General features: G+C 58.3%; 13 protein-coding genes. 5 read left to right on the top strand and 8 right to left on the bottom strand.

Annotated features, from left to right (window positions below; all coding sequences use genetic code 11):
• Positions 1 to 103 precede the first annotated feature (103 nt).
• The gene (locus tag AC07ZE_RS05935; RefSeq protein WP_310650359.1) at positions 104 to 5,026 is read left to right on the top strand and encodes an NEL-type E3 ubiquitin ligase domain-containing protein; all 4,923 of its coding nucleotides are present in this window, start codon (positions 104 to 106) and stop codon (positions 5,024 to 5,026) included.
• A gap of 60 nt (positions 5,027 to 5,086) precedes the next feature.
• Here AC07ZE_RS05935 and AC07ZE_RS05930 read toward each other — a convergent pair whose 3' ends face one another.
• From AC07ZE_RS05930 to AC07ZE_RS05905, 6 genes are all read right to left on the bottom strand, one after another.
• The gene (locus AC07ZE_RS05930) at positions 5,087 to 6,349 is read right to left on the bottom strand and encodes a hypothetical protein (protein ID WP_207262318.1); all 1,263 of its coding nucleotides are present in this window, start codon (positions 6,347 to 6,349) and stop codon (positions 5,087 to 5,089) included.
• 50 nt (positions 6,350 to 6,399) lie between these two features.
• Positions 6,400 to 6,900 (bottom strand): CS1 type fimbrial major subunit, encoded by a 501-nt coding sequence (locus AC07ZE_RS05925; protein WP_207262316.1) that lies wholly within the window; start codon positions 6,898 to 6,900, stop codon positions 6,400 to 6,402.
• A gap of 59 nt (positions 6,901 to 6,959) precedes the next feature.
• On the bottom strand, positions 6,960 to 7,700 hold the full coding sequence (locus AC07ZE_RS05920) for a molecular chaperone (protein ID WP_207262315.1): 741 nt from the start codon (positions 7,698 to 7,700) through the stop codon (positions 6,960 to 6,962).
• Between the two features lie 46 nt (positions 7,701 to 7,746).
• Positions 7,747 to 9,024, bottom strand: coding sequence for a hypothetical protein (locus AC07ZE_RS05915; protein ID WP_207262313.1), 1,278 nt, complete (start codon positions 9,022 to 9,024; stop codon positions 7,747 to 7,749).
• A complete protein-coding gene (locus tag AC07ZE_RS05910; protein WP_207262311.1) occupies positions 9,024 to 11,546 on the bottom strand; it encodes a TcfC E-set like domain-containing protein in 2,523 nt (840 codons plus the stop codon). Before AC07ZE_RS05910 ends, AC07ZE_RS05915 begins: the two co-directional genes overlap by 1 nt.
• 82 nt (positions 11,547 to 11,628) lie before the next feature.
• Positions 11,629 to 12,123, bottom strand: a complete 495-nt coding sequence (locus AC07ZE_RS05905; RefSeq protein ID WP_207262309.1) for a CS1 type fimbrial major subunit — start codon at positions 12,121 to 12,123, stop codon at positions 11,629 to 11,631.
• Between the two features lie 511 nt (positions 12,124 to 12,634).
• Between AC07ZE_RS05905 and AC07ZE_RS05900 the strand changes: the two genes are divergently transcribed.
• Both AC07ZE_RS05900 and AC07ZE_RS05895 read left to right on the top strand, forming a co-directional pair.
• Positions 12,635 to 13,210, top strand: a complete 576-nt coding sequence (locus tag AC07ZE_RS05900; RefSeq protein WP_207262307.1) for a PadR family transcriptional regulator — start codon at positions 12,635 to 12,637, stop codon at positions 13,208 to 13,210.
• Positions 13,207 to 13,998 (top strand): siderophore-interacting protein, encoded by a 792-nt coding sequence (locus tag AC07ZE_RS05895; RefSeq protein ID WP_207262305.1) that lies wholly within the window; start codon positions 13,207 to 13,209, stop codon positions 13,996 to 13,998. The genes AC07ZE_RS05900 and AC07ZE_RS05895 overlap by 4 nt, the downstream gene beginning before the upstream one ends.
• A gap of 104 nt (positions 13,999 to 14,102) precedes the next feature.
• Here the strand turns inward: AC07ZE_RS05895 and AC07ZE_RS05890 are convergent, their stop codons facing one another.
• Positions 14,103 to 14,756, bottom strand: coding sequence for a Pr6Pr family membrane protein (locus tag AC07ZE_RS05890; protein ID WP_207262303.1), 654 nt, complete (start codon positions 14,754 to 14,756; stop codon positions 14,103 to 14,105).
• A 2-nt stretch (positions 14,757 to 14,758) separates the two neighbouring features.
• Positions 14,759 to 14,989: a VF530 family protein gene (locus tag AC07ZE_RS05885; RefSeq protein ID WP_207262301.1), complete on the bottom strand. Its 231-nt coding sequence runs from the start codon at positions 14,987 to 14,989 to the stop codon at positions 14,759 to 14,761.
• A gap of 293 nt (positions 14,990 to 15,282) precedes the next feature.
• Here AC07ZE_RS05885 and AC07ZE_RS05880 point away from each other — a divergent pair, with 293 nt between their 5' ends.
• Both AC07ZE_RS05880 and AC07ZE_RS05875 read left to right on the top strand, forming a co-directional pair.
• Positions 15,283 to 16,665 carry a carbohydrate porin gene (locus AC07ZE_RS05880; RefSeq protein WP_207262299.1) on the top strand — a complete coding sequence of 461 codons (1,383 nt, stop codon included), beginning with the start codon at positions 15,283 to 15,285 and terminating at the stop codon, positions 16,663 to 16,665.
• Positions 16,666 to 16,878: 213 nt separating this feature from the next.
• Entirely contained in the window at positions 16,879 to 19,287 is a 2,409-nt protein-coding gene (locus tag AC07ZE_RS05875; protein ID WP_207262297.1) for a glucose/quinate/shikimate family membrane-bound PQQ-dependent dehydrogenase, read from the top strand.
• The last annotated feature ends 11 nt before the right edge of the window (positions 19,288 to 19,298 follow it).

The following is a 19,298-nucleotide window of genomic DNA, read 5'->3' as shown; positions in this document are numbered from 1 at the left end:
ACCCCGCCTAATCAATACGAAATAACCTACGAACAATTCCGGCTTTTTATTTAAGCCCCGAGCGATACGCTATTTATCTTTCAACCACGCCAGATAAATAGTGATGCCAAACTTAAACTCCGTCGCCCCGCCTATTACAGAAACAAATAAAGGACGTCATTACGAACTCATCAAAAGTGCAATCAGCCCTCAATTCAAAAAAGCGTCCCCGGATCGTGCGCGAGCGCTGAATACAGCACCTCTGGCAATCCAGAGCTGGTTTGGTGCCGCCGGCCACGACGCACTGAAAACCGCCAACCTGCAAGCCTGGGAAGCACAGAATCAGGTAGATCAGACATTCGGAAAGTTACAGGATATTTATACTTTCGCCGAACCCCTGCTAAAAGCCAGGCTTAAAGAAACACATGGAATTGACGTGGATGTACGGTCCACTTATTTGCGTCTTTACTTCCCCAAAAAAACGCCGTGGTATGCCATTGACATACAACCGGGTTATGCCAGCCGAACCGTGTCTTTGCTGGATGCAGCACTGCACAACTTTGCGCAATCCGAAACATTTACCACCGATTCGGACTACATCAGCAAGCCTGATGCAAACGGGCACTTCGATGTGCCCCCCCTCAAGACCAGGATGTCGATCGATCAATTCAAGCAACTGTGCAGGGAGTTGGACATCGGGACCCGATACAACCGATACCTGCAGAAATATTTGTTACCTCAAGAACCGGTTTCGCAAGCCGTGCTCGAACAAAAAGCAACCAGCAGCCAGAAAGCCGCACTGAACGCCACCGCCCACATGGCCCTGATGAAAAAGGACATCAGCGTCAACGCTTTCAACGTCGTGCGCGCAATGATCGCAGGGCAAGCGGGTCCTACCCTCGACGGCAAGGTCATGCAGTGTTCCGGGCTCTCGCTGCTGGATGCGTCCCTGACCGGTATCGTGCTGTTCACCGCCGTAACCGAACAAAGCCGAGGCACCGACAGGCTGATTGCCTATGTACCCCACGACCCCGAGCATCCGTTGAAAGAATATGCCTCGGGGCTCGAGTTTGTTGTGGAACTGACGCGGCAGCTGCGGGAGAACAAAACCCTCCCATCGTCCCGAAGCAACTATCGGCAGTTTTTCAGCCAGTTCATCGATCAGCAACAACGCGGGCATTTTTTCGCCGATCTGGAACAGCGCCTGAGCGTGGTGCAATGGCATGAGAAAGATCATCTCGATCCCGGCCCCTCATGGCGGACAACCTCCGTGGACAAGCCGAACCTGGAATTCCGGGTTTCGCCCATCGACAAAGACCTCTGGCAGCATCTGTACCAAAGCAAAGTCAACAAGATCGTCAACGACGCGCGGGAAATCGCCGTGTCGACCGCCAAGGCTGACGACGACGAACGCTGGGCCTGGTGGGACAACTTCAAGAAAATGCTCTCGGACATTTTCAATGCGGCCCTGCTGGTGCTCACCCCCTTCGTGCCGGGGTTGGGTGAGTTGATGCTGGCCTATACCGCGTATCAACTGACCACCGAAGTGGTCGAAGGCATCGTGGACCTGACTGAGGGGCAATGGACCGAATTGGCCGAACATGTGGTGGGCGTTGTGACCGACGTCATCCAACTGGCTGCGTTTGGTGCCGGTGCTGCCATTGGCAACGAGTTTCGTCTCAAGCTCTCTCCATTTGTCGAAGGCCTCAAGCCCGTCACGCTGCCCGATGGCAAACCGACGCTGTGGCACCCCGACATCGCGCCTTATGCGCAAAAAGACCTGCGATTGCCGGACCATTCGATTCCGGATGCGTTGGGGCTGCATGAGTATGCAGGCAGAAAAATACTACCGCTGGACGGACAACATTACGAAGTCCGCCACGATTCTGATCTGGGCCAACACCGTATCCAGCACCCTGCTCGAACCGAAGCCTATGCGCCGCAACTCAAGCACAACGGCCGAGGCGCCTGGGTCCATGAAGGCGAAAATCCGCAAGAATGGAACAGTGCGACCCTGATGCGCCGGATCGGCCATGCCACCGACGGCCTCAGTGCCGAACAACTCGAAGTCATCCGTCAGATCAGCGGCACGGATGAAGATTCGCTGCGCTATATGCATGTCGAGAACACCGAGCCGCCATTGCTACTGGACGACACCCTCAAACGCCAGCGGGCATTCAATGATGTCCAGGCCGCCAGCGCCGACATTCGCGGGGGCAGACCTCTGGATCCGTCGTCCTACTGGTTTGAACAGCTGGTCACCGAATTGCCCGGTTGGCCGTCCGACTGTGCGTTGAGGGTCTACCAACAACCCGACCTGCGTGGGCCGGCCCGTACCTTTGGCCATGCTGAGGCGAATCCGGAACATACGCTGACTATCAGTCTTGGTGAGGTGATGGCCGGCAACCTGCCAGAACGGCTGATCGCATTTCTGAATGAGGCGCAACTTGAGCAGCTGCTCGAAGCAAAAGTGCCAAAGGCGCAACAGCTGCAAGCTTTGCGCGATCGACTGGATGAACAGGTTACAGGACGCAGCACCGACCTCTCGGAGTACACCTATCGACTTCGTGAGGCCAGCGATGATCCTCGAGTTCAACACTTGCAAACTCAGTATCCGGCGCTGCCCACCGCCATTGCCGAGCGCCTGGTTGCACAGGCCGCCAAACGTGAACGCCAAGCGCTCGACCAACAGCAACGCCTGCCGTTGAGCCTCAAGACCCGCGCGCGTGAGTACGAGTTCGAAACCCTGGCCGTTCGGGCCTGCGAGGGTTTTCACCACAATGAGCGCCTGTCGCCCGACACCGAAAGGCTGGCCCTGAATGCACTGTTTGCACAAAGCGACGATTACAAGAACCTGCGCGTCGACATACGCGACGGCACATTCGAAGGTCCGCTACGTTGCAGTGTCGGACCTGCGGATGCGGCGAACGTATGGATTCTTTTACGTAACGAATATGGCCTTTATGACATCCACGATGGCGGCCATCGACAGCGCTTCGAGGCCCTCGATCTGTATGAGTCGCTGCTGCGGATCATTCCCGAGCAAGCCGGCGGCGAACCGGGTTATGTCCCCGGTCAGGGGCAGGCATTGAGGAAGTGGCTGATCGAACGGACCGAAGCGGCGCAGAGACGCCGTGACTGGCTGTTGAAGCCGTCGATCCGTCCAGTGCCCACGCAAGAAACGGTGTACATGTTGCACGCCTTCAAATGGTTCAGAACTCCCGAGACCTTCGAGCAAACAGTGCAGGCGCTATACCCGGCTCTCAGCGAGCGGGAGCGCATCAACTTCATCAACTCCCTGCCGCCTTCCGAAAGCGATCGCTTGAAGATTGTGAGTAGACTGGCTAACGAGTTGGAAACACTTCGCAGAATGCTCAACAACTGGGAGGGTAGCTTCGGTGATCTCTCCGAGGGTCAATTGCCCCCTCGAGAGGTCAGGTTTGTCAGGGAGCGCCTGATGGAATGCTTCCGGCGAACACCCCGTTCATTCGACGAACCGGGCATTGGCCACGAAGGGGGTTATACGCTGGATCTGTCCAGTGAGAACCAGCCAATAAACCTGCGTACCGGATGGGTCGACCTGCCGGAGGAAATGGCCCCCTATCTAAAGCAGATCACCACGCTGAACCTGGACAATACGATCCTGCCGACAGCCCCTCGCGCGTTTCTGAAGGATTTTGCGCAGCTTCGCCAGTTCAGCGCGCGAAACTGTTCCCTGAAAGATATTCCGGATTCGATCTCTCAAATGAAGAAACTCGAAACCCTGCGCCTGAGCGGCAACGACATCACGCTGAATGATGTTTCGGTCTCGCATATACAGGATCTGACCCGCCTGCAGACCCTTCAACTCGATCACAACCCACGGCTGGGTCAGGCGCCGAACGTCGATCGCATGCCCCGTCTGAAAATCCTCAACCTGGCCCACACCGGCCTCAAGGAATGGCCTGAAGGATTGTTGAAAGTCCACCGACCTCGCGGTTTTTTCCTCGACCTGCGCGGCACCGCGATCGATACCGTCCCCATCGTCGTTGCGAAATCGGAAGAAGCGTGGTTGATCGCCCGTGCACGGATCAACCCCGGCCAGCTGCGTTTGGCCGACCGTGAGACCCTGTTCATATACCGAGAAGCGGCGGGTCTGCCACGACAGAACAGCTATGCACCTCTCGCCGCCAATGCGCGCGCCAAATGGCTGATGCCGGACGAATCCTGGCTGTGGGGTAATAACGTCGAGGACTTGGGGGCCTATCGAGAAGAAGCCTGGGATAACCTGATCAACGAGCCCAACTCCGAAGGCTTTTTCAGGATCATCGACAGCTTGACCGAGTCTGCCGATTACCGGACGGGAGAACCAACGCGAGAGCAACTGACCCGGCGAGTCTGGGACCTGATCGATGCCATGGAACTGGATAGCCAATTGCGCGAGCAGTTGTTCAACCTCGCCACAGAACCGACCAGTTGCGCCGATGCCAGCGCCGAAGTCTTCAATATCATGGGGCTGCAGGCACTCATTACCCAAGCCTATGACTACTCGACTTCAACCGCCGAAATCGAACGCAAACTGGTGACTCTGGCCAAAGGTGCCGCCCGGCTTGAGCGGGTCAACGAAATCGCCCGCAAGGACTCACTCTCGCGTGCAAGCAGAGCGGAGGAAGTCGAGATTTACCAGGCCTATCAAACTGCACTGGCGCCTCGCCTCGGCCTTCCCTGGCAGTCCGGTCACATGCTGTACCGCGGCATAGCCGATGTCAGCGATAAAGCCATCGATGAGGCTTACATCACCGTTATCAACCAGGAAAAGGGTAACGGACTGATCGATGGCATGCTTGAACAGCCGTTCTGGGAAAGGTACCTGCGAGAGAGTTTTACCTCGGCGCTCGAGTACAACGATCGGTTCTACGAGCGGGAACTGAACAGTCTGGAGGATCGACGAGCCCTCATGTCCATGAGCGAAGAAGACTATTCACGGGAGATCGTGGAACTGGGGGACAGAAGGCTGGATCTGAGCCGAAGCCTGACCCGGTCGGTGCTGCAAAAGTACGACCTGTAAATAGCTGTCTGACTTGAAGTGAAAACCGCCCGACTCCCTCCGGGCGGTTTCCATTAGCATTCAGACTTCGGAGTCCCAGATCACGGTGACGTTGCCGGCATAGCGCTTCGCCTGGCCGGGCTGGAGCATCTGTTCAAGGTAGAACGCCGGAACTTCGAAATGGAGAGTCCCGGGCTCTCGGTCCAGGAAATGCCCCGGTTGAAATACCGTGCCCTGGGTGCTGTCCGTCAAGGGTCGGCGCTTGACCGGTTGGCCGGCGTTATCGGTGATGCCGTGGGGCAGGCTGACGCTCATGTAGACTTGGGGAAACGTCGAACCACTGTCGGCATCACGCAACGCACAGGCGCCGACTCCCCCATACTGGCACTGAAAGAACATCTTGAATTTTGAAGACGTTGAAATGTTGAAGGTCTGGTCCCGGAACAATCGGGCTGGCCGGCGTCCTTCCTGCAGCCAGGCTTGCCAACCCCCTTGCGGGACCAATTCGATTCTTTGCCCCCCGGGCGGAAGGTCGACCTTGAGCATGTGCTGAACATCCAGCACGAACCTGAATGTCAGGCTGGGATTGTCCGGCAGCAGGTTGTCGCCCATGTCGAAATCGCCGCCCGGCCCGACGGCGTACCTCAACTCGCCAGTGTAAATTCCCGCCGACATGGTCAATGGATTGGGGGTACGCAGTTCGTAGCCCACGTCCAGATAGTCATAGGACATCCACGGAATCAGGAACGCGGCCTGTTTGCTGCAGGCTGATTCGACTGGTGTTCTCCAGAAAAACTTATAACTGTCTGGAGTAAGGCTCGAATGCGAGCCTTCCTGACAGGGGCTGGGCGCGCGCCCCCACGAAAGGCCGCCCCAAAGTTGAGTGTGCCCTTCCTGATCATTCGAAGCTCCCGTCAGATTCACTGCCGTGTCGCTCAGAACATATTGAGATCCGATGGCTCCAATCCTTAACTCCACCGTATGTGCTTCGCCCGTTACGACGTTCAACACGGCCAGGCTACGCCACTGGGCCGGCGCCTTGAGCGTCGCCCCGGCACGCTCGGGCGCGCCGGGCTCGATGGAATGGCTTGCCGAAAAGCGCAGGGGAAGCCTCAGGCCGGACAGATTGTGGGGCTTGCAATCAGCCACGTAAGTGGCGCAATGACCGCTCTGCGGGGTTTGGTTGACGAACTGATTGTTTTGCGGATTGGCAGGATCCGGAACGAAACTGGCGCGGATCTCCTGGGTTATCGCCTGCGCTGACAACGAAAATATCCCACCGAGCACATAAGCAACGACGCATCTTTTACTGATCTTATTCAATTTCCGACCCCTTGGAATCATTCTCACATCCTTGCACTAAAGACCTTTTTTCTTGCGCCTTGGATTTCCTCTCACGCCCCTGGGGCCGCGACATTGAAGATGATATTGACGGTGCCGTAGTAATCCCCCGGATAGTATGTGCTGTCGTCTCTGGGTTTGATTTCCAGCATCACCCGAGCGCCACCCCTTGCCTCTTCTGCAGTCACAACTTGCTGAGGAACGGGGTGATGGCTGAGTTCCTTGCCATTGAAGCTGACCAGTAAATTGATGTTCTCCCGGGAGTCTCGCCCATTGGCCAGATGGGGGTAACTTTCCAGGCGCGCCTCAATGGCACTGCTGTCATGTTTGACGTCGAAAGTCCTGCGTAAACCGCCAAGCTTTCTAGTGTTCACATCCCAGGGCAGCACTTGCTCCCGGTGAATCCAGTTGGGTTCACTGGGTATGACATAGAAATTCAAAGTGGGAATATTCACAGAAACGAAGAACTCGATTTCTTCCCGTGCGGCGAATGCCCAGGCGCTCATCAACGCCAGCCCACTGGCCGATGTCAGAGCGATCCATTGTCTGATCATTGTCCGATACCCGTTACATGCAAGAGAAAACAGCGAAGGAGACGTGCGCAGGTTCACTTTCAACCGGCAACACGCAGGTTCTTTTTCGTGTCGCCCTCCACCAGAATGAATCGGTACTCACGCCCGGTCTTCTTCTCGAATTCAAACGACTTGCCCGCCATGACGTGATGTTTAGTTGTCGGCTCGCAGTCGTTCTCCACGGCTTTTGAACAATTTTTGAACTCATCGATCACCACCACCGTGTTGCCGTTGTTGCGCACTCTGTAGATGCCTGCACTGTCGTCGATCACACTGTCGAAACGCGCATCCTTGGGCCGCACGAAAAAAATCGTGCCGAAACCGGCCATCACGTTGACGCCCGCGGTCAGGGTCTTTTTGTAGTCTTCGCGCTCTTCGCTGGACACCGCGAACTCGTCTTCCTTTTCCGGCACCACCGGCACGAAACGCACCCGGAAATAACGTTCCTTGTCCCGCTCACCCATGAACAACAACCGGGTGCCCTGCATGCCCTGGGCCGGAATGATCAGACGGGCCGGACTGGCCATCAGACCGTCCCGGGCACTGGCATCGGCTTGTACCTTGACCGGCACTTCGGAAGACGTGCCGTCGGCGTTATAGATGATTTCCAGCACGTTGATCTTGACGAACGCCGTGCTGTCACCGCTGTTGTACACCCGTTTCAAGTAGGTACTTTTATCGCCGGCCAGATAGTCATACACCACGCCAATATTGATATTCGGGCCGGCTTGCGCACTTTGAAAAGGCAAACAGGCGGCCAAGAGCAGAACGAGTCGCTTCATCTGAAAAAACCTCAACTTAAATACAATGACTCATCAGGGGATACGATCAAATTTCCGAATCCCAAATAACTAAGACAGTACCGGAATACCTGAACCCCTTATGGGCCTTCAATATTCGATCTGTATTGGCTTTATTGATTTCAAAATGAAGTACTCCCGGCTTGCGTTCGACGTAACTTCCAGGTTGAAAAATGACGGCACCCGACGGCGTGGGTAAAAGTTCCTGCTGCTTTACAGGCCTTCCATTGGAGTCGGTCAATCCGTTCGGCAAGCTCACGCTCACCTTGAAGGGAGTGCCGTCAGTGGTTGCATCATTCATTAAAATGCACTGGGCCGTTCCAAGGCCGCACTCCAGATACATCTTGAACCTGGAACTGGCTGTCATTAGAAACGGTTGATCGCGAAACAGTCGTTCTGGCGCACGCCCCGAGTTCAGCCAACGCTGCCAGCCGCCTTCGGGCTGCAAGGCAATCTGGTTGCCACCCGGAGGAAGCTCGACCTTGAGCATGTGTTGCACATCCAGAGCAAAATCCAGGATCAGAATCGAGTCATCCGGGACCATGGCATCACCCATGTCGAAAGCGCCGCCCGGACCAATGTTAAATTGCAGTGCGCCGATATACCGCCCGGTGGACATGCCCAAAGGATTGGGTGTTCGCATTTCATAGGCAAAGTCCAGCGTGCGGTAGGAAAAGCCCGGAATCAAAAACGACGCTTTTTTACTGCACACTCCATGAACCGGGGTTTTCCAGAAAAAGCGGTAAGAGCTTTCGCCAAAAGCCCCTACCCCACTGTATTCACAAGGAGGCGGCGCATAAACCCAACTCAGCCCTCCCCACAATCGATGGTGGCCCTCCTGGTTACTGGCCGCTCCCGTCAGGTTTTTCGCGGTATCGCTGAGCAAATACTCGGTGCCGATACCGGAAATCCGAATCTCAAGCCTTTCCGCTTGCCCGGTATCAGCATTGGTGACAGTGATCGGCGTCCAGCCTGCCGGCACCCTGAACATCGCGCCATTACGCTCGGAAGCACCGGGCTGGATCGAATAGGCTGAATTAAAGTTGATGGGCAGCCTGATGCTGAACACTCCATTGGCCTGGCATTCACCGGGATAGTCCGCGCAATAACCACTGATCGGGGTGGTGTTGATGAATTTATTGCTGTTCGGATTGGCCGGGTCAGGCCTGAACATCGCCGTGATTTCCTGAGTGACCGCATGCGCAGGCACCACCGTAATCACCAGCAGTAACGCAAGCCATTGGCCAAGCCTTCGTAGCCGCCCGGTCGAGACAGTACGTTCGATCGTTGAAGATAAATGCTCCATCAACCTGCCTTCTCCTGAGTGATGGTCGCGTCGGCCAGGGTGTCCGGGCTGCAACGCAGATCCCCGATCATCAGCACGTTGTTCTCCACCCGTCCCTGCTGCGGATCGAGGCGGAACTGGCACAGCAACTGATCGGCGTAGCGTACCTCCAGCGTCGGTGAACCGGCGTTCATTTCCATGGAGAAGAATCCGTCCACTTCGCTCACCCCGCGACTGGCGTGATTGATGACGTGGTGCCCCTTGAGCGGACGCCCTTGCGGGTCGAGCAGGCGGCCGAGCACAGTCAGGGTTTTCATCACCCGCACCTTGCGGTACTCCACGCCGCCCTTGTTCATGTGATAGCGGGTGCGCGCCGGTTCGATGGCCGCCGCCGGCACGTCATTGCCTTCGAAGTCGAAGCTGACCGAACTGTTTTTGTAGGCGGTCAGGGGGATGAAATTTCGCCCCGGTCGCAAGGCCGCGCTGCCGCCGCTCAAGTCGTCGGCGCGCAGGGCGATGCCATCGATGTCGGACTCGACATCCACGATCATTCCCGCCCCTCGCCCCTGATGCTGGCTGGTCATCACGATCTGCTGCCCGCCGATGGCCACGGTGCTGTCGAGGTTCAGGCCGCCGGTGTAATTGCCGTTGTAGGAAGAACGCTGAACGAAACCATCGCCATTGACGCTATCGGTGCCGAAATACGCCTGACCGTTCAAGCCGATCCCGTAGGTGTCGGTGATCATGGTCGCCGCCACGCTTTGCAGAACATGATCCTCAAGGGTTTTGCGGTAACCCAGCGAGGCGTTGTTGTCGCGGCTGCCGTCCCGGGCGGTCCGTGTGCCGATGCTGCCGGAAATCTGCTGGCCGGGGCCGCCAAGCGCCACGTTGAGGCTCAGGTCCACGCCACGGTTGCGCGCATCGCCACTGCTGTAACTACCGGGCCGGTCGAACACCGACAACCGCCAATTGGCGTCACTGCCCAGTATCGTGGTGCGTTGGGTCCAGCCCAGGTCGACGCCAACGCCTTCGACGTTACCTTCACTGTGGGCAACCCGGGCGTTGATCGAACTGTTACGGCTGATGCGGTGGTTCAGCGCCAGCGAGGAATTGCTGGTCTGCCCGGTGAACACGTTGCGCTGACGAATGCGCGTGCCGTCCGGCAGGGTGTCGTAGGTGTTGGTGGTGTCCAGCCAGCTGCGGTTGTGGCTGATCACCAGACTGCCGGCGCCATAGTTATAGAGGCCTTGCAGATCGAGCCCGGTGCCGTGGTCTTCGGTCTGGTAGAAATTGGCGTACATACTGGTGCTGTTGGCCAGGGTCCAGTCGATGGAGGTGCCGTATTGCAGCTTCTCCCGAACCTGGCGTGCCGAAAGCCCGAGGATCACCCGGGGATGCAGCAAGTAGTTGAGCGAAGCCCCCGCCGTGGCATCGCCGCTGGCCTGTTTGTCCCAGTTACTCAGCAGTTTGGTTTCCTGGCCGGCGAACAGGTTGTAGCGCCAGCGCTCGTCGGGGTTGCGCCAGTTACTAGGTTTGTAGACCAGTTCCTGGGTGGTCGAGGTGACCTGACCGTCCTCGATCAGGCGCACTTCCACTTCATAAATGCCACCGGGCAAGGGCCGGGTATCGAGGGTCTGCAAGCCGGCGGGCACCGACTGGGTGTTGATCAGCAGACCGTCTCGATAAATTTCCACCGAGGCCTGGCGGTTGGCGGTGACATAAATCGGATAGACACTGGGATTCTGCAGGTCGATCGCCAGGCTGTCGGAACTGCCGTACATCACACCAACGGTGGTGTCGGGGCTGGTGCCGAATGAGCGGGGCTGCCGGGTCAGGCCTTCTGACGTGGGGGTGAAATAGCCCAGCCGCAGAAAACTGCCTTGCAGCTCGCGCTGGGTATGCAGTTCGTACACCGCGTGATACAGCTTGTCGTCCGGGCCGCCGAGACGCGCCAGTTGCATGTTGAACGTCTGGCTCCAATTGCCCAGACTGCCGTTGGCTTCCAGGCCGAACCGTCCACCCAGATCCTGCTCCTGACCGCCGTTGAGGTTCAGCTGGTTACGCACGATCAGGCCGGTGCTGCCATGTTCCGGCTGGTCGTAGTAACGCTTGGCCTCGGTGTCACGTTCGGCATTTTCGGTAAGGATGGAGACCAGGGAGTTTTCCAGGTTGTAGTGCACGGCCAGCATTTGTTCGGGGCATTGGCTGGCACACGGTCCCAGCGCTACGCCGGGCTTGAGATAGCTGGCCCATTTTTCCCGCTCGGCGGCGCCGAAACGGTTTTCACTGGTGTCGGTGAATTCGAGCAGGGTGATGCGGTCATCGCGGGACAGCACGATCATCGCTTCGCCCAACGGCTGCTGGTCGAGTTCGACCCGAACAGCCAGAGGGACATCAAAAAAGTGCTCTTCAAAGTCTTTTGGCAGGCCTTTGGCCTGCGCGAGCAAACTGCGCGGCGTCGTACCCGCAGGTTCGGGAGCCGCTACTGCGCCAGCACAAAACAGCAACGCAAGCGCAGCCGCGATGGGGGTCATCGGGAACATGAACACGGACTCTGATTGCGAACGGAAAAAGTCCGGCTGACAGACGTCTGCGTCAGTCAGCCGGCTTTTGTTACTTCACGGGTTAGAGCGCGGCGCCGACAGGAGGAACTGCGTCGAACATCATGGTGACTGCGCCGGTGTAATCGCCCGGGGTGAAGTTGGTGCCGGCGGCGGTGATGCGCAGCGGTGCACGGTAGTTCACATCGGACTCGGCTTCACCCACGACCATTTGCGGGGTCTGGGTCAGTACCTTGTTATTGAACTCGACTTTAAGATCGATGATGCTCGCACCGCCGACCAGTTTCGGCACGCCTTCCAGGTAGCCGTGAACCGAACCGTTGGTGTTGCGCACATCGAAGAAGCCTTCAACCGGTTTCATGGTGCCGGTGATCGGGCTGAAGCTCATGTCCTGATCCTTGTTGACCAGGTCGGCGTCAGTCGGCACCACATAGAAACCATTGGTCGGTACATGGGCGACCAGGCTGATGGAGTGACGGGCTTCACCGGCGGCAAATGCCACGGAGGAGCTCAAAGCCAGAACAGCCAGTGGGGCAGCGATTGCAATTTTCTTGAACATCGTTCAGTACCTGTTTTCTTTAAAGGATCGGTTCATTGGAAGTTCAAACAACGCCTACCCAGGGGTTGTGTTGGTTTGAACTTTCAACGCCGGGTCATGATCGACTGTTCGATCCGGAAAGTAAGCAGGCAACTTCCGACGATCGCGTAGTTAAACTACTTCGCAAGCGGAAAGAAAAAAGAATGAATAACAGAAAAACAAAACAGTAGCTGTAAGTTCTACCTTACATACAGTTTTCAGTTAAAAACCATACAGCAATCTCGACGACTGAATACGGGAACATGAGCTTTTTTTAGAATATTAGCTCCAATCAAATAGAGTGATGGCTTTAGCTTTCAGGTTTGCGATCGAGTCGAAAAATAAAAAATGGAATGCATTGCTGGAATCAGGATTTTCGTCGCCATGCCGAGCGCCATTCGTCGCCAGATGTAATTCATTCTCAACAAAAGCCTTGCCTTGCACTAAAGATATATCTTACGTTGTATCTAAATACGACGAGAGAACGCAGCCAATGAGAGACCATCATTCCCCCCACCGTGAGCACGGCGACAGCCGTGACGGCTTCGAGAAACGCCACGGCCGTGAACGCGGCGGTCGAGGCCCGCGAGTATTTGCTTCCGGCGATCTGAAATTACTGCTGCTGGCGCTGATCGCCGAGCAGCCCTGCCATGGCTACGACCTGATCCGCCAGATCGAAGGCATGTTCGATGGCGCGTACAGCCCCAGCCCCGGCGTGATCTATCCGACCCTGACGTTTCTGGAAGAAAGCGAAATGATCCTGGGCGATACAGAGGGCGGGAAAAAACGCTACAGCGTGACCGACGCCGGACGGCATTCGTTGATCGAGCAGGCGATCGCGCTGGATGGCGTGCGCATGCGCATCGAAGTCAGCAAGCGCTCATTGCGCGGCCATGACCGCCCGCCGGAGATTCATGAAGCGGTGCATAACCTGCGCCATGCCTTGCAAATGCACCACGGTCGCTGGAGCCCGGAAGAAATCCTGCGGGTACGCGATCTGCTCAACAACACCGCCAAAGCCATCGTCGACGGTCCCGCCGTGACGCCTGTTCAGGAGAGCGCCGAATGACCGAGATCATCGACCCGACCCAAACCATTCACCGTGTGATGCATGAAATCAAACGTCGTCGCCTGCAAGTCCTGCGTGTAGTCGATCTGACCCCGCGCATGCGTCGAATCACCCTGGGTGGGCCGGAGCTTGCGGGCTTCGTCAGTCTGGGCACGGATGATCACGTCAAGCTGCTGTTCCCGCAGAACACCGAACAGGCTGCCGCGCTGGAGAACCTGGTGCTGGGCGCCAGCAAGAATGACGGGACAATGCCTCCCATGCGCGACTACACCCCGCGTCGCTACGACCTGGAAAAACTGGAGCTGGACATCGACTTCGTGCTCCATGGCGACGGCCCGGCCTCGACCTGGGCCGAACAGGCCAGACCCGGCCAGTTCCTGCACATCGGCGGGCCACGGGGTTCGATGATCGTGCCGGACATTTTCGACAGCTACCTGCTGATCGGCGACGAAACCGCCCTGCCCGCCATCGCCCGGCGTCTGGAAGGCCTGGCAGCCAATCGGCGTGCGTTGGTGATCATCGAAGTGGAAAACGGCAAGGAACAGCAAGTGCTGCAGAGTGCTGCTGAGGTCGATGTGATCTGGGTACTGCGCGAAGGCGGCAAGGATCATTTGCTGACCACCGTGCGCCAGGTCAAGGTCCCGACCGGCAGTCTGTATGCCTGGGTCGCGACCGAGAGCAAAGTGTCGCGGCAGATTCGTCGGGTGTTGCTCGATGAGCATGGCCTTGACGATCAATTCGTCAAAGCGGTGGGCTACTGGCGGCTGGGGGACAGCGACCAGGAGTGACTTGCTCACTGGCCCTTTCGCGAGCAGGCTCGCTTCCACAGGGGGCCGGTGTACACCGTTCCGCTGTGGGAGCGGGCTTGGTCGCGAAGGCGATGTGACAACCGCTACAAATCCATGCCTTTGCCACCACGCCAGCGATCTATTCCGATCACCACCAACGCAATCACCACAAACCCCACCAGCAACCCACCCGCATTGATAAACACCTGTGGATAACCCAGCTTATCCACATCAATGAACGGATACGGATAAGCCGCCAGCAAATGCCCGCGCATCAACGCATAAGCGAAATACGCCAACGGATAAATCATCCACAGCGCAATGTGGCGCAAGCGCAACGTCCCCTTCGGCACCCAGCAGCACCAATAGATCAGAAACAACAGCGGCATGACGTCATGCAGCAACTCATCGGCGAGCCATTGCCAGCCTTCGGGATGCCACAAATGGCGCAGCAACAGACTGTAGGCCAGGCCGACCACGACGATGCTCACGGCAATGCCACTGCTGACCCACGGCTGTAAAAACCAGCGCCGTGCGGCCGATTCGCGGGACGTCAGTTCACAGGTCAGAACGGTCGCCACCAAGGTATTGGTCAGGACGGTGAAATAGCTGAAGAAGCTCACCAGTCCGCCCAACAGGCTGGCGGCCAAGGTCCAGCGTGAATAGAAAATCAGGTACAGCTGAATACTCAATCCGGCCCAGCCAAGGATGGCGGCCACGGCAACAAATCGACGCCGCGTGACTGATTGTTTGACCATATTCAGAGCGGGCGCTTGGTGCGCATCAACCTCACGTACAAGCGCTCGACCTTCTCCCGCGCCCATGGGGTTTTGCGCAGGAACGTCAGGCTTGACTTGATGCTCGGGTCACTCTTGAAGCAGCGGATGTCGATGCGCTCGGCCAGCCCCGACCATTCGTAGTGTTCAACCAGGGCGTTGAGGATTTGCTCCAGGGTGACGCCGTGCAGCGGGTCGTGGGTCTGTTCGGTCATGCCGGGCCTTCAGCGATGTAGGAATGGGAAGCCGCGCACCTTAGCCGAGGGTTTCGTTGGGGGGAAGCGGTCTGTTCAATGTAGGTGAACCGCGACAACTCTGTGGCATCGATCCTGCTCGCGAAGCAGCAATCATCCGCCTCACTGTTACCAAATCCGAAACGATGCATGTCATGAAAAGGCCTTTCTCTATTTGTAACAGAACATTATCCTTGCGCACGCTTTAGCTGAAACGCTTCCGCAAACGCCTTCAGTTCAGCTGTTTCCGTTCATTCCCCAAAAAAAGATCAAGAATGCCCGATTTACAAATCTCGAAAGACAGCGCTGTCTTTACGCCTGTCTTTCATCAAAAATCCCTGAGCCTCATCGGCGGTCTCACCGCGTTGAGTCTCGCCACCTGCGTCCAGGCCACCCCGGCCTTCGATAACAACTCACCCTGGATGCTCGGCGACTGGAACGGCACGCGCAGCGAACTGGCGGAAAAAGGCTACGACTTCAAAATCGATTACACCGGCGAAATGGGCAGTAATCTGCACGGCGGTTACGACCACGACCGTACCGCCCGCTACAGCGATCAGTTCGGCTTCGGCACGCATCTGGATTTGCAGAAGATCCTGGGCTGGCACGACGCGGAGTTTCAACTGACCATTACCGAGCGCAGCGGCAACAACATCAGCAACGATCGCATCAACGATCCGCGCGTGGGCGGTTTCACCTCGGCCCAGGAAGTCTGGGGGCGCGGCCAGACCTGGCGCTTGACGCAGATGTGGTATCAGCAGAAGTTTTTCGACCAGAAGCTGGACATCAAGGCCGGCCGTTTCGGCGAGGGCGAAGACTTCAACAGCTTCCCCTGCGACTTCCAGAACCTGGCGTTCTGCGGCTCCCAGGTGGGCAACTGGGTCGGTGACATCTGGTACAACTGGCCGGTCAGCCAGTGGGCGCTGCGGGTCAAATATCACCTGACGCCTGAACTGTACGCACAGGTCGGTGCCTATGAGCAAAACCCGTCGAATCTGGATCGCGACAACGGTTTCAAGCTCAGCGGCAGCGGCACCCAGGGCGCGATCCTGCCGGTCGAACTGGTGTGGACGCCGAAACTCAACGGCCTGCCGGGCGAATACCGCGCCGGTTACTACTACAGCAACGCCGATGCCACCGACGTCTACAAGGACAGCCATGGCCAGCCCGCCGCCCTGAGTGGCGAGGCTTACCGCAGCGCGTCGAGCAAGCACGGTGTGTGGCTCGGCATCCAGCAGCAAATCACCAGCGTCGCCAGCGATCACAGCCGGGGTTTGAGCGTGTTCGCCAACGGCACGATGCACGACAAGAAGACCAACGCCATCGACAACTACGTCCAGGCCGGTGTCGTCTACAAAGGTCTGTTCGATGCACGCGCCAATGACGACATCGGCTTCGCCCTGGCCCGCGTCCACGTCAACCCGGCCTATCGAAAGAACGCCGAGGCGACCAATCAGGCCCACGCCGTTTTCGTCTACGACGATCCGTCGTTCCTGCCGCCCCAGGACACCGAATACAGCGCCGAACTCTATTACGGCGTGCACGTCACGAACTGGCTGACCGTGCGCCCGAACCTGCAATACATCCGCCACCCCGGTGGCGTGGATCAGGTCGACGATGCGCTGATTGGCGGGATCAAGATCCAGTCGTCGTTCTAAGAATCACGCAAAAACCTGTGGGAGCGAGCCTGCTCGCGAAGAGGCCATCACATCCAACATCAGCGTCGGATGACACACCGCTTTCGCGAGCAGGCTCGCTCCCACAAGGGACCGCATCGACAGAACACCTTTTAGCTGAACCATGCCCACACAGGATCATCATCTACAGTGAACCTGCGCGGGACTCATCAAAACATCACGGAGAACCACACTATGAGCACTGAGGGTGCTTTGAGTCGAAGCCGTCTGCTACCGAGCCTGCTCGGTGTCCTGCTTCTGCTAATGGGCCTGGCCATGCTGGCCGGAGGGATCAAGCTGAGCCTGCTCGGCGGCTCGCTGTATTACCTGCTGGCCGGTATTGGCCTGACGCTGACCGGCCTCTTGCTGATCGCCGCCCGCCGCGCAGCGCTGGGCCTGTACGCACTGGTGCTGTTCGCCAGCACCGTCTGGGCACTGTGGGAAGTCGGCCTCGACTGGTGGCAACTGGTGCCGCGTCTGGCCATGTTGTTTGCCCTCGGCATCGTCATGTTGCTGCCATGGTTCCGTCGTCCGCTGTTGCGCGCAGGCGCAGCACCGATGGGCACAGGCGCGCTGAGCGTGGCCGTGGTCATCGCCGGCGCCACTGCACTGGCCAGCCAATTCACCAACCCCGGTGAAATCAAGGGACAACTGGACCGCGACAGCGTCCCCGGCATGACCAACACCGCGCCGGCCATGCCGGACGGCGACTGGAACTCCTACGGCCGCAGTGCTCACGGCGACCGTTACTCGCCATTGGCCCAGATCACCCCGCAGAACGTGCACAAGCTGGTGCCGGCCTGGACCTACCGCACGGGTGATCTGCCTGGGCCGAACGACCCGGGCGAAACCACTGCCGAAAACACCCCGCTGAAAGTCAACGGCATGCTCTATGTCTGCACACCGCACAGCCAGGTGATTGCGCTGGACCCGGACACCGGCAAGGAAATCTGGCGTTTCGACCCGAAGCTCTCCACGCAAAACGCGGCGAACTTCAAGGGTTGGGCGCACATGACTTGCCGTGGCGTGACCTATCACGATGACGCGGTGTATGCCTCCGAACAGAGCCCGACCGGCAGCGCCAGCGCGCCGGTAGCGAGCATCTGCCCGCGCCGCATTTTCCTGCCGACCGCCGACACCCGCCTGATCGCCCTCAACGCTGACACCGGCAAGATGTGCGAAGACTTCGGCGACAAGGGCCAGGTCGACCTGCGCGCCAACATCGGTGGCTTCACTGCCGGCGGCTACTACTCCACCTCGCCTCCCGCGGTCACCAAAGACCTGGTGGTGATTGGCGGGCACGTCACCGACAACGTCTCCACCGACGAGCCAAGCGGCGTGATCCGCGCCTTCGACGTGCACACCGGCAAACTGGTGTGGAACTGGGACAGCGGCAACCCGGACGACACCACGCCGATTGCCGAAGGCAAGGTCTACACCCGCAACTCACCGAACATGTGGTCCATGTTCGCCGTCGATGAAAAGCTCGGCATGCTCTACCTGCCGATGGGCAATCAGACCCCGGACCAGTTCGGTGGTGCGCGCACCCCTGAATCGGAACTGCACGCCGCCGGCCTGACCGCCCTGGACATCGCCACCGGCAAAGTGCGCTGGCACTTCCAGTTCACCCACCATGACCTGTGGGACATGGACGTCGGTGGCCAGCCAACCCTGATGGACCTGAAAACCGCCGATGGCGTGAAGCCGGCGGTACTGGCCTCCACCAAGCAAGGCAGCATCTACGTACTGGACCGCAGCACCGGCCAGGCCATCGTACCGATCAATGAAGTGCCGGTACCGCAAGGCGCGGTGGAAGGCGATCACACGTCGCCGACCCAGCCGAAATCCGACCTCAACCTGATGCCGCCACCGTTGCAGGAACGCGACATGTGGGGCGTGACCCCGTTCGACCAGTTGATCTGCCGGATCGACTTCAAATCCATGCGTTATGACGGTCCGTTCACCCCGCCGTCGCTGCAGGGTTCGATCGTGTACCCGGGCAACTTCGGTGTGTTCGACTGGGGCGGCATCTCGGTCGATCCGGTGCGCCAGATCGCCTTCGTGAACCCGAGCTACATGGCGTTCAAATCGAAGATGATCCCGGCCGCCGACATCGCCGCCCAAGGCCCGCGCAAAAGCGAAACCGAAGGCGTGCAGCCGAACAAGGGTGCGCCGTACGGCGTGATCCTCGAAGCACTGCTCTCGCCAATGGGCTTGCCGTGCCAGGCGCCTGCCTGGGGCTATGTGGCCGCCATCGACTTGACCACCAACGAAAAGATCTGGATGCACAAAAACGGCACCGTGCGCGACAGCTCGCCGGTTCCGATTCCACTGAGCATGGGCGTGCCAAGCCTGGGCGGCACCTTCACCACCGCCAGTGGCGTCGGTTTCCTCAGCGGCACCCTCGACCAGTACCTGCGTGCCTACGACGTGAAAAACGGCAAGCAACTGTGGGAAGGCCGCCTGCCGGCCGGCGCGCAAACCACACCGATGACCTACACCGGCAAGGACGGCCAGCAATACGTGCTGGTCGTGGCGGGCGGTCACGGCTCGCTGGGCACCAAACAGGGTGACTATGTGATTGCATACAAGCTGTCGGAATAAGCTTTAGCGGC

It is taken from the genome of Pseudomonas sp. GW101-3H06 (genome assembly GCF_059424605.1).
Note: the sequence above shows the minus strand (reverse complement) of the source record. Positions and strands in the feature narration are given on the sequence as shown.